At 65.6% G+C, this 12,634-nt stretch carries 6 protein-coding genes and 1 riboswitch; of the genes, 2 read left to right on the forward strand and 4 right to left on the reverse strand.

All coding sequences use genetic code 11. The annotated features are described in order from the left end of the window. The first annotated feature begins 80 nt into the window (after positions 1–80). Both crp and ACB031_RS13455 read left to right on the forward strand, forming a co-directional pair. Positions 81–719, forward strand: coding sequence for a cAMP-activated global transcriptional regulator CRP (crp, locus tag ACB031_RS13450; protein ID WP_005304048.1), 639 nt, complete (start codon positions 81–83; stop codon positions 717–719). A gap of 126 nt (positions 720–845) precedes the next feature. Beyond that, complete coding sequence (locus ACB031_RS13455) at positions 846–1,646, forward strand: putative RNA methyltransferase (protein WP_043171033.1); 801 nt, start codon at positions 846–848, stop codon at positions 1,644–1,646. Positions 1,647–1,705: 59 nt separating this feature from the next. Here ACB031_RS13455 and ACB031_RS13460 read toward each other — a convergent pair whose 3' ends face one another. From ACB031_RS13460 to ACB031_RS13475, 4 genes are all read right to left on the reverse strand, one after another. After that, entirely contained in the window at positions 1,706–3,628 is a 1,923-nt protein-coding gene (locus tag ACB031_RS13460; protein WP_371139752.1) for a glycoside hydrolase family 19 protein, read from the reverse strand. Between the two features lie 75 nt (positions 3,629–3,703). Beyond that, complete coding sequence (locus tag ACB031_RS13465) at positions 3,704–6,082, reverse strand: M66 family metalloprotease (protein ID WP_371139753.1); 2,379 nt, start codon at positions 6,080–6,082, stop codon at positions 3,704–3,706. Between the two features lie 68 nt (positions 6,083–6,150). After that, positions 6,151–8,760 (reverse strand): glycosyl hydrolase family 18 protein, encoded by a 2,610-nt coding sequence (locus ACB031_RS13470; protein ID WP_371139754.1) that lies wholly within the window; start codon positions 8,758–8,760, stop codon positions 6,151–6,153. Between the two features lie 110 nt (positions 8,761–8,870). Continuing rightward, positions 8,871–8,958: riboswitch (cyclic di-GMP riboswitch) on the reverse strand. A gap of 174 nt (positions 8,959–9,132) precedes the next feature. Further along, on the reverse strand, positions 9,133–12,633 hold the full coding sequence (locus tag ACB031_RS13475) for a NahK/ErcS family hybrid sensor histidine kinase/response regulator (protein WP_371139755.1): 3,501 nt from the start codon (positions 12,631–12,633) through the stop codon (positions 9,133–9,135). Position 12,634: the final 1 nt, after the last annotated feature.

Raw genomic sequence — 12,634 nt, forward strand, 5'->3', positions numbered from 1 at the left:
GCGACTAATACAAGGAATGGCAAGGTTGGCAGCTTGCCCGGACGCACGAGTCCATAAAAAGACACTACAGAGGAATTCTCATGGTCATTGGCAAACCGCAAAGCGATCCCACCCTGGAATGGTTCTTGTCGCACTGCCACATTCATAAGTATCCCGCCAAGAGCACCCTGATCCACGCGGGTGAGAAGGCGGAAACCCTCTACTACATCGTCAAGGGCACTGTGGCCGTCTTGATCAAGGACGATGAAGGCAAGGAGATGATCCTCTCCTATCTGAACCAGGGCGACTTCCTGGGCGAGATGGGCATGTTCGAGGAGAACGAGAATCCCGAGCGTTCCGCCTGGGTGCGTGCCAAGGGCTCCTGCGAAGTGGCCGAGATCTCCTACAAGAAGTTCCGCCAGCTGATCCAGGTCAACCCGGAAATCCTGATGCGCCTCTCAGGCCAGATGGCCAAGCGGCTGCAGCACACCAGCCAGAAAGTCGGCAACCTCGCCTTCCTGGACGTGACCGGCCGGATCGCCCAGACCCTGCTGAACCTGGCCAAACAGCCGGATGCCATGACCCACCCGGACGGCATGCAGATCAAGATCACCCGTCAGGAGATCGGCCAGATCGTCGGCTGCTCCCGCGAGACCGTCGGCCGGATCCTCAAGATGCTCGAAGAGCAGGAGCTGATCTCCGCCCACGGCAAGACCATAGTGGTGTTCGGCACCCGCTGATCCCCGCTACTGGCGGCCCCGCACTGGGCCGCCGGATAAAGAAGGCTGCCACGGCAGCCTTTTCTGATCGCCTCCCCTATAATCCCGAACGCCCCTGCCAGCACGGCTTTCGCCAAGAGAGATCCTATGCACCTTCAATGCCCCATTTGCCGCAGCCCCCTTCAGCTGCATGACGCCTCCAAGGGGCGCTACTGCGCCAACAAGCACCACTTCGATCCCGCCCCGGAAGGCTATCTGGATCTCATTCCCGGCAAGAAGAACCCCAAGGACAGCGACAGTCGCGCCCTGATGCGCGCCAAGCGCCACTTCCTGGAGCAGGGCCACCAGCTGCCGCTGGTCGAGGCGATGGCCAGCCTGCTCGCCTCCCTCGAACCACGCGAGCTGATCCACCTGGGCTGCGGCGAGGGCTACTACTGCCGCGCCCTGGCCGAACGGCTGCCGGGCTGGCAGTTTGCCGGCGTCGACATCGCCAAGAACACCATCTTCGCCGCCAACAAGGCGCAGCCGGAGGGTCAGTTCGTCATCGCCGATCCGGCCCGCGCCCCCATCATGCCGGGTACGGCCCAGCTGCTGCTGGTCAACGATCTCAAGGTCAAGACCGAACTGCTGGTCAACTGGCTGGCACCGGGCGGCTATCTGCTCTACCTGCAGCCGGGGCCGCGCCATCAGTGGCAGCTGAGGGTCAGCCTCAACCCGGTCAGCATGGAACACCCGCTGAGCTGGCCGAGCCTGGCCGGCCTCGACCCCATGGGTCAGCTGCGCTGCCAGTTCAGCATGCAGATGGATCAGGGCCTGCGCGAGCACATTCTGGAGACCAGCCGCCTCGGCTGGCGGGCCAGCGGCGAGCAGCGTCACGCCTTCACCCACCAGGGGCCGGACGCGCTGGAGCAGGATCTGCTGCTGAGCCTGTGGCAAAAGCCGCTGTGAGCGCATTCACCCCATGAAAAAAGGCCCTGACGGGCCTTTTTTATTGCGCAGAATCGCCGTTACAGCTTGATCCAGGCATCGCTCCAGGCCGTGCCCTTGCCGGGCTCATAGGCCCAGGCCGCGCCGGCACACCAGCCGGTGTAGGGATGGGGTTTGCACTGGTAGTTGCCCCCCAGGTTGCTCACCTTGTCACCGGCTTTGTAGGCAGTGCCCTCCTTGTAAGGCGGGTTGCCATCCGGCGGCGTGGTACCGCCGCTGCCCTTGATCAGGATCTCGTGGGTGGCGCTGCGGCTCAGTCCCTTGTCGTCGGTCACCTTGAGCACGAAGCCGTAACGGGTGTCGCTGGCCGGGGTCGGCGGCAGGGTGGCACTCAGAGTGGACTGGGTCAGATCCGAGGCGCTGGCCCCGGCCGGCAGGGTCCAGGCGTAGCTGAGTGGCTTGCCTTCCGGATCGCTCGAGCCCTGGCCGGAGAGCAGCACGGTGGCGCCGCCCAGCGCCTCGCTCGGGCCGCTGATGCTGGCCACCGGCGGCAGGTTGGTGCCACCGCCGTTGTCCTCGATCACCACCTCGGGGAAGAAGTGCTGCACGCAGCGGCTGTAGTCACGCTCCTTGAAGGCGCTGAAACGGGTCTGGTAGCCCACCAGCTTGCAGGCGTAGCTCTTGCCACCGTTGGGGTTGCCCGGTACATAGCTCCAGTCGTTCTCCCAGTAGATGGGCAGGGCGCCGGCACCGGCCTCGTCGAACACCTTCATGTTCTTGCAGCCGAGCACCTCGTCGGCGGGCACCGGCACCCCCAGATACTGGGCCTGGGCCTGGTAGTAGGTGATCCGGTTCTGGGACTGGGCATGTTCGGCCGCACCGCCGCACTCCACCCCGCCGTTGATGATCTGGGTGGTCACCCCGAAGCCCGGCACCAGGCCGTTCTGCCGATCGTGGGCATTGGGCTGCCAGGTGCCGTCGACCACGTGCAGCATGGAGGGCTTGGGCGGCTGCGGGTAGACGAAGAAGAAGACGGCGCTGGCCAGGTTGAGCCAGGTGTCCGCCACTTTTTCCGGGTTGTCCAGCAGGGTGCGCACAGTGCCGAACATGGCCTCGGAGAAGGGGCCGTAGTTGTAGTTGTACGACAGCTGCTTGGCACCGCGACCGAAGTAGCTCTTGAACTCGCCGTTGTCGAACTTGCCGCACGGCCACTGCTGACCCTGCCACACCTCGGGGTTGCACTCGGCGTTGTAGCCGCCGCGCATCTGCTCGGTCCAGCCCATCTCGCGCACCCACACCAGCCCCTGGCGCCACTCGGGCTCGGGTCGCCAGTTCTCGTGGCCGCCGGTCTCCTGGGCGAAGTGGGCGAACATGGTGGCCAGCGACTTGCGGCAGATGGCCTCGGCGTTGCGCCCGTCGCTGTAGTCGCCACAGAAGGCCGGGAACTTGGCCACCGCCTGCAGGAAGCCGCGATAGGTGTACTCCGGCGCCCGCAGCGGGAACAGGAAGTTGAACTGCGATTCGCCGAGCAGCCCCTCCACCCGTTTGACGTTGGCGGGGTTGAGCGGCAGGCCGGGGGCCACCGCCTCGACCACGGCATTGTCGCGGGTGGCGATGGAGGCCTTGACCGCCGTCATGGCCGGGAAGTCGGTGAGCGCCTGCTCCCTGGCATCCAGTTCGCTCTGGCTCAGGTAGACGGGGCTGCCATCGGCGGTACCGCTGCCGCCCTGCTCAGGCGGAGTGACCCCCCCTCCGCCGGCGGGGGGCGTCACCTCACCCTCCCCCATCAGCGCCCACGGCGAGTCCCACTCGTTGGCCACCTGCACTCCCGGGCTCTGGCCCGGATTGGCATACCACTTGGCCTCGTAGATCTGGCCGTTGAAGCTGACCTGGCTGCCGCCGGCATAGCCCTGATTGATGTCATAAGGGGTGGCGGCCCACAACTGGCCACTCAGACAGAGCGCGGCCAGCAGGGTGGCCACAGAGGACTTTCTTGTCATCATATTTACCTCTTGCTAGAGAAGGGCGGGGCTTGGCCCCCGCCCGTGGCACCTCGCGTTGCGCGAGGCGAAAAGGGATCAACGCGTCGTCAGCGGCATGCCGTTGACCGTGTAACCGAGCCCGGCCGGCGCAGACGCAAGCTGGGCCCCGGCCTGTGACTGGTTGCGGCACAGCACGCTGGCGCTGCGCGGCTCGCTCGCGGTCGGCACGTTGACGTGGAACTTGTTCATCACGCTGGCGTTCAGCCTGTGGTTGGCCAGCTTGAAGCGCAGCAGACCGTCGCGGGTCTCCACCTGCAGTTGGCAGTCGCTGTTGCCGAGCCGCTCGCCGTCATCGCCATAGGCAAAACCGTAGGCGCCGTGCAGCGCCGGGTAGAGGTAGCTCGGCAGCTGACCCTGCGGGTCGTAGTAGCCGACCAGGGTGGTCACCGGCACGCCGAAGGCGGCAGGCTTGCGATCTACCGCCAGATCCGCCGGCGCCCCCTCGTTCCAGCGGCTGCCGTCGGAGGTGTAGCTCTTCTTGAAGCCGCGCGAGACGGTGATCTGCTGACCGTTGATGAAGAGGGTGCTGTTGTAGCCGGCATTGTGGTCGATGCTGACGATGCGGCCGCGATTGACCGCCGAGGCCGCCGGCAGCTGGATGTTGCGGGTCCAGTTGCCATCCCACATGGCCACCTTGACCAGATCGTACTCGGCCAGCAGGGCGGCCAGCCTGACCTCACCCAGGTCGCTCACCGGCGCGGTGATCTGCTCGGCGAGAGTGACCCGGTGGCGGTAGGGCTCCATCTTCGCCTGGCTTTCGTTCCACTTGCTGAAGCCGGTGGGCGAGCTGGCGTCAAACACCGCCTTGCTCTCGAGGAAGCGCTGGATGATTGCCGCCGAGTTGGGGGTGTAGAGGGTGAAGCGGTTGAAGCCGGAGAGCGGCTCGCCGCCGGCCATGGCGTCGAAGCCGAACTTGCGGCCATCAAACGGGGCCTGGCACTGGCCGTCCAGGCAGGCGCTCTGGCCGCTGCGGCTCGCAAAGAAGTTGGGGATGAAGCGGTTCTTGTCGCCATCCCAGCCCCAGGTGGCGTTGATCTGGTCGGCGCTGCGGTGCACCGAGCCGGCAAAGCCGCCCACGTAGTGGCCAAGGCCGTAGTTGTGGCCCACCTCGTGGCTGAACTCGTTGCCAAGGGAGGCGTCCAGGGTGACGATGCCGCCCCCGCCGGAGCCGCCATGCACCTGCACCCCGTTGGCGTACTTGCCGCGGCTGTTGTGGGCCGCCAGCTGGGCCACCACGTAGGGGTGGCTGCTCTCCCCCTCCCCGGCGGTGCTGTTGATGCCGTAGTTGGCGTTGTCGATGCCAAGGGAGATGAGCTCCTTGCCGATGCGCTGGCGCATGGTGCCGCTGTGCCAGCCCCCCTCGCTCGGATCAAAGTCGGTGAGCAGGGTGCCATCGGGCAGCATCACTTCCGGCAGCGCCAGCGGCGCATACTGGCTGACGACGAGGCGGCTGGCGGGAATGGTCTGGAAATACTCCCGCTGGGCCTCTTTATCGTTGGCAAAGGCGAACTGGTCGCGCGGGCTGGTCAGCATGCCGATGTCGATGGTGTGAATCAGCAGCTCCCCCGGCGCCCCCACCTTGAGGTCGGTCAGCTCGCCGCTCAGATCCCCCTGGCTCAGGCGCAGGGTGAGGCCGGGCATGATCCACTCGGCCGGCAACACGGCGCTCCAGGCGTCGCTGGCATAGGTGATGCCGTTGTTTTCCAGCTCGCCATCGCGGATCCACTGGCCGCGCACGAACTTGAACTGCTGGCTCTGGCCGCGGGAGAGGGTCACCTGACGGCCGCTGAAGTAGACGGTGGAGTTGTAGCCGGCATTGGAGGCGAGGCGCACCATCTTGCCCTCCAGGCTCGCATCGCGGGGCAAGAAGATGTCGCGCACCCAGCGGCCGTCGGCGGTCTGGATGGTGACCAGGGCATGGGGCTGCAGCTTGCCGAGCAGGAAGGCACCGCTCGGATCGCTCAGCCTGGCCAGCTCGCTGCTGCTGTTGATAAGGGTGCTGGTGCCGGGACCCGGGGTGAAGTCTACCCCCTCCGCCGGCGTTCCTTCCAGGTAGTAGGCGGTCTTGGGCAGGCGGGAGGGCGGCTCCAGCGTGAGGCTGCCGAGCAGCTTGCCGGCGCCGTCGCGGGCCTCTAGCGCCAGCGGCGCCTCGTTGCCGGCCTGCTGCGGGCGTACCAGCAGCAGGCTCTTGCGCAGGGCGGTGAGGCGGGGCTGGTTGTCACCCTCCCGCGGGTGGGCGGGCAGGATCTGGCTCTGGGCAAACTGGACCCCGGCCAGCAGCGATCCCTGCAGATCGTTCTGCGGGTGGGTGGTGTCAAAGACCAGTGGTGTGGGTGGCTGAACGGCGGCCAGCAGCGGGCCGCTTGCCAGGGCTGCGCCGATCAGGCAGGCAAGACGTGTGGTGCATGTGGTCATGGTGGTGCTCTTTTGTTGTTATGGGGGAAAAGGAGGGGCATGTCCTGCATGCCCCTGTGGATGGTGAATTATTTGCAGCTGGCGGCGCCGATGTCCTGCCAGACGTCGTGCTTGCCTGGCTCGTTGCCGCGGGTCCAGTACTGGGCCTTCCACTGGCGACCGTTGTGGCTGGTCACGTCACCTGCGTTGTAGGCAACGTTGGCATCCCAACCCAGCTGCACCTGGCTTATCAGCTTCCACTGATCGGCGCTGCGGCTCGGCTCATTGCCCTGGGTCCAGTACTTGGCCTGCCATACCAGCTGGTTGTGGCTCACCTTCTCGCCACCGTTGTAGGTGGTCGCGGCCTTCCAGGCCGGCCAGTTGGCGGCATCCGGATCGGTGGCATTGCAGTCGCCACTACCGCTGACCGGGGTCACGGTGAGGCGGGTAGCGGCCTGTGCATCCAGTGCGCCGTCGGTCACGGTGACGGTGAGGTCATAACCGGTCTCCACGGTGACGCTGGGGCCGGTCACCACCAGGGTCTTGCTGTTCTGACCGCTGGCGGTGAGCCCGGCCGGCACGCTCCACTGATAGCTCAGGGTGTCGCCATTGGGATCGCTGGCGTTGGCGGTGATGCTCACCTGCTTGCCGGCCTGCACCGAGACCTTGTCCTGCACGGTGACGACCGGCGGCAGGTTGGGCTGTGGCGCCTTGTTGGTCACCACTACCTGATCCTTGGCGCTGAGGTTGTGGTCATCGGTCACGGTCAGCTCGAACACCAGATTGACGTCCTGGCTCACCGCATCGACGGCCACCTTGGCCTTGGCCTGGCTGGCGTCGCTCAGGGTCGCCTTGGGACCGGAGATCTGGGCCCAGCTGTAGCTCAGTACCGCCCCTTCCGGATCGCGGGAGGAGGAACCGTCCAGCACCAGCTCGGCCGGCCCGGTCACCGCGAGATCGGTGCCGGCATTGGCCACCGGCGGCTTGTTGACCGGCGGTGTGCTATCGCCGTGGCCCAGCCCCTCGTGCATGGCGTTGAGAATGTCGCCGTTGTCGGCGTCGATTTCCCAGGCGAACATGCCGCCGAGCTGGTTGGCCAGCACGTACTGCCCCTTGGCCTTGACCGAGCGCTCGTCATCAAAGGTGATGAGCTCGCCAGTGGAAGCCTTGAACACGGACGGTGCCTCGGCCACTTCGTCATAGCTGTACTGCCAGTCGCCGGCCATCTTGCCCTTGGCGATGCCGCGATAATCGATGACCCCCTTCTCCCAGACCCCTTCCGCCTCGGTGCCCGCAATCGGGCCGGTGGCGGTGCCGGTGAAGGGGTTGTTGCCCTGATACCCGCTGACGCCGGTCCAGCCGCGGCCATACATGGCGGCCCCCACCACCACCTTGCCGGGCTCGACGCCCTGACCCAGCAGCGCCTTGACCCCCTTGTCGGTGGTGTACTTGGTATTGGGATCCCAGCTCGACTCGTAGAGCGCGGTCTGGTGACCCAACCCGGTGTTGGTCCAGGCGCCGTTGAAGTCGTAGCTCATCAGGAAGATGTGATTCATGTATTGCTGGGCGGCGCGATAGTCCACCTTGGCAATCTTGTCGCCGCCGGCACTGATGGCGGAGGTGAGCTCATAGGTGCGGCCCGTCTCTGCGCTCAGCTCGTCGAGCATGGCGCGCAGCTCCTTCATCAGCAGCACGTAGGTTTCGCCGTCGGAGGGGCTGCCGAGGTTGGGGTTGGCCCCGAGGCCACCCGGGAATTCCCAGTCGATGTCCACCCCGTCGAAGAATTTCCAGGTCTGCAGGAACTCCTTCACCGAACCGACGAAGGTGTCGCGCTTGGCCTTGTCACCGAAGAAGAAGAAGGGATCTGAGAGGGTCCAGCCACCGATGGAGGGGAGGATCTTCAGGTCCGGATAGGCCTTCTTGAGCGCCATCAGGTTGCCGAAGTTGCCCTTGTAGGGTTCGTCATAGGCGGTGAGATTGCCCTGCCCCATCTGGATGGCGGCCCAGGGATCGTGGATGGAGACCTTGAAGTCCTCACGCCCGGCACAGGAGCGCTGCAGCGCCTCGAAGCTGCCGGAGATCTCTTTGAGGCTGTCGTTGATGCCGTTGCCACCGCAGATCGGGGTGAAGCCATAGAGGATGTGGGTCAGGTTCTGGGCCGGGATCTTGTCCACGGTGAACTTGCGACCATAGACCCCCCACTCCACGTAGTAGGCCCCCATCACCTTGCCGGTCTTGTTGACGTAGGGCTTGTTGTTCTCCTTGAGCGGCGCCTTGAGCGGCAGCAGGTGGCTGCCGTCGGTGTCGGCCACCAGGATCTCTTTCTTGTCGGAGAGGGTGCAGCCGTCGGCGTTGCACAGGGCCACCTGCATCTGGTAGCGGCCCCCCTGGGTGACCTTGAAGTTGGCGGTGCCGGAGGCGGACGCAGCGCCGGACCACACCTCCTTGCCGTCGAGCAGCACCTTGGCGGTCTGTCCGACATCACCGGACCAGAGGTTCCAGCTCACGCTGACCGGGGCACCATCCTTGTGAACCGTCACCAGCTTGTTGTAGGAGGTGGCGGCCTGGTCCACTTCGACGATGGCGAACTTGGTTTCGCCCCAGCCGATGGTGGGTTTACCGGGGGCGGCAGCGAAGGCGGAGGAGGCGCAGAGCCCCCCGACGATCAGTGCCAGTACGGAGGGTTTTGGACTTAACATAGTTGAATATCCTTATTTCGTTCTTGGAATAGATAACGAAAAAGGCAACGCAACCTGACAGGTAACGCAGACAACATCGCACCATGGCTTGGCCCATGGACGAAACAACCTGTGGTGGCCCCGCTATCTTAGGTACCGCTGACCCTTAGACCGGAAGCTTTGCGTCCCGGACTTTCGTCCGGTTTGCCTTTTGCACAACTTGATTTGCGATAAAAATAATCGCGACCTGACTATAAGGGAGTCAAAGGAGAGAGGGCAAACCCCTGATTGATTATTAATAAGTCACTTTTTACCGGTTTTGAGCCTCAAACGAGAAGAAAAGGCACATTTCCGGGTCGGAAAGTGCCGATCTTGCCACTTGAGGGCTGCCGATTAAAAATCGGACGAATTCCCGGATTCGTGATCACCATCAAGTTTGGCCGGCCGCAAGATGCTGTTCATCAGCGCCCGCAGCTTGAGGGGTTTGACCGGTTTGCTGATGTAGCCGTAACCGTGTTCGCGGATCTGCGCCTGCAGCTCGCTCTTGCGATCCGCACTGATGATGATGCCGCCGATGTGGTTGCCGTGAGCGAGGCGCAGCATGTGCAGCGCCTGCAATCCGGTCTTGCCGTCATCCAGATGGTAATCGGAGAGCACCAGCTGCGGCAGGAAGCCGCCGGCGATGAGATCCTCCGCCTGGGCCTGGCTCTGGGCGCACACCACCTCGCAGCCCCAGCGCCCCAGCAGTGACTGCATGGCGATCAGGATATCGCTCTCGTTGTCGATGCAGAGCACCCGGATCCCCTCCAGTTGGCTGTCGCGCTGGGCGGGGGCCGCCACCTGCGTCGTTGCGACAGGACGGGTCGCCAGGTTGAGGGTGACGGCAAACACCGAGCCCGCCCCCGGCCAGCTGCGCAGGGTCAGGTTGTGGCCGAGCACCAGGGCGATGCCGCGAGCGATGGCAAGGCCGAGCCCCAGTCCCTGCTCCCGCGCGGTGCGGGAGTGATCGAGGCGGGAGAACTCGTCGAAGATCGCCTCCTGCTTGTCGGCCGGAATGCCGGGGCCGTTGTCCCACACCTCGATGCGCACCTTGTCACCGAGCCGGCGACAGCCGAGCAGCACCCGGCCGCCCGGGTTGTAGCGAAACGCGTTGGTGAGGAAGTTTTGCAGCACCCGCCGCAGCAGGCGCACGTCGCTGTAGACCACAAGGCTGCTCTCCACCACTGAGAACTGGATCTCCCCCGCCTGGGCCAGCACCCCGAACTCCGCCTTGAGGTTGTCGAACACGTCGCGCAGGGCGAAATCCAGTTTCTTGGCCTTGAACTTGCCCGCTTCGAGGCGCGAGATGTCGAGCAGATCGGTGATGAGATCCTCGGTCGCCCCCAACGCATCGTCGATGTGGCGGGCGATGCGGGCCGGCTCGTCCGCCGGCGGCAGCATCTCCAGCAGGGAGGAGGTGAACAGCTTGGCGGCGTTGAGGGGCTGGGTCAGATCGTGGCTCACCGCCGCCAGGAAGCGGCTCTTGGAGTGGTTGGCCCGCTCCACCTGCTGGTTCACCAGCAGCAGCTGGCGGTTGAGCTCGGAGAGCTCGTGAGTGCGCTCGGCCACCCTTGCCTCCAGGTGTTCGTTGGCCTCGCGCAGCACCCGTTCGGCGTCGCGAAACGGGGTGATGTCGGTGAAGGTCATCACGAAGCCGCCCGCCGGCATGGGGTTGCCCTGCATCTCGATCACCCGGCCATCGGGGCGCTCGCGGGCCGAGATGTGCTGGCTGCCCCGCTGCATGAAGGCGACCCGCCGCGCCACCTGGGCCTCCACATCGCCGGGGCCGCACAGCCCCTGCTGGGCGTTGTAACGGATGATCTCCTCGATGGGGCGGCCCACCTGGATGAGGCCGGGGGGATAGTGGAACAGCTCGATGTAACGCCGGTTCCAGGCCACCAGCCTGAGCTCCCTGTCCACCACCGAGATCCCCTGCCCCATGTGTTCGATGGCCCCCTGCAGCAGGCCGCGGTTGAAGCGAAACACGTCGGAAGCCTCGTCCACTATGGTGGCGATCTCTTCCAATTGCATGTTGCGCCCCTGCAGGGCCGAGGCCAGCACCAGCCGCGCGGACGAGGTGCCGAACACCCCGGCCAGCAGCCGCTCGGTGTGGGCGATGAGCTCGGCGGAGGCCTGCATCTGGGGCGCCAGGGTGCCGCCTCGCTCGCCAGCGAAGCGGCCGAAAGCGCGCTTGACCCGGCTCGAGCCGACGAAGCGGGCCGCCAGCATCTCCAGCTCCTTGACCGAGACCCGCGCCTGATAGAGCGCCGTGGTGTCGCGGCTCGGCTTGCCGACGAAGTTGGCCGCCTGCAGCCGCTCGCTCACCGCCGGACGGGAGAGCAGGGAGCCCGCCACATAGCCGACCAGGTTGAGCAACAGGCTGAGGAAGATGCACCAGGCCCCCAGGCTCAGGTCGCGCACCGCAGGCCAGTCGGGCGGCGCCAGCAGGATCGCCAGCGGCGAGCCGGCCAGCAGGCCGCTCTCCGCCAGCAGGGTGGCGAACCAGAGGCTCACCCCGAGGGCGAGGCCGAGATAGACCCCCTTGCGATTGCCGTGCCGCCAGTAGAGGCCGAGCAGCAGGGCCGGCGCGAACTGGGCCACCGCACCGAACGACAGGTAGCCGATGCGCGACAGGCTGGTGAGATCCCCGAGCCAGAGGTAGAGCCCCCAGGCCGCCAGCAGGATCAGCAGGATGGCGCCGCGGCGCACCTGCAGCAGCAGGCGCACCAGCCGCTCGTCCCGTCCCTGCTGCCAGAAGCGGCGCAGCAGCACCGGCAGCACCAGATCGTTGCTGACCATGATGGCCAGCGCTATGGTGCAGACGATCACCATGCCGGTGGCCGCCGAGGTGCCGCCGAGAAACGCCAGCAGCGCCATGCCGTCGAACCCGAGCGACATGGGGAGGCTGATCACATAGGTATCCGAGGCCATGCCGGCCCCCACCCACTGCTTGCCAGCCAGCGCCAGCGGCCAGATGAAGAGCCCCATCATGAACAGGTAGAGCGGGAACAACCAGCGCGCCCAGTGCAGATCCTGGCCCTGGTTGTTCTCCACCACGGTCACGTGAAACTGGCGCGGCAGGCAGATGACGGCGCACATGGCCACCAGGGTGTAGATGGCGAGCTCCAGCAGGCTGCCCGGCGTTACCGCCACCACCGCATCGAGAAAATCGCTGGCCACCAGGGTGCGGGCCTGGCTCGGCTTGCTGAGGATGAGCCAGAGCGCGAAGCTCCCCACCGCCATGAAGGCGAGCAGCTTGACCACGGACTCGAAGGCGATGGCCACCACCATGCCGCGGTGGTGCTCGGTGGCATCCAGGTGGCGGGTGCCGAACAGTATGCTGAACAGGGCCAGCAGCAGGGCCACCCCGAGCGCCAGCCCGGCGGTATTGCCGGTGGGGCCGGCGGGCACAGGGTTGGCCATCAGCAGATCCAGCCCGGTGACGATGGCTTTGAGCTGCAGCACCAGGTACGGAAGTATGCCCATGATGGCGATCAGCGCGATCACCATGGCCAGGCGCTGGGACTTGCCGTAACGGGCGGCGATGAAGTCGGCGATGGAGGTGATATGTTCGCGCTTGGCCACCAGGATGAGGCGGGCCAGCAGTCGCCAGCCGAACAGGAACACCAGCATGGGCCCCAGGTAGATGGGCACCGGCGACCAGGGCGACTCGCTGGCCTGGCCCACGGTGCCGAAGAAGGTCCAGGAGGTGCAGTAGACCGCCAGCGACAGGCTGTAGAGCAGGGGCTGGCCCTGGAGGCGACGCCGTTTGTTCTTGTCCGCCACGTAGGCGATCAGAAACAGCAGCCCCAGGTAGGAGAGCGACAATCCGATCAGCAACCATCCCTGGTGCATC

It is taken from the genome of Aeromonas sp. S8(2024) (assembly GCF_041403085.1).
Lineage (GTDB): Bacteria > Pseudomonadota > Gammaproteobacteria > Enterobacterales > Aeromonadaceae > Aeromonas > Aeromonas dhakensis.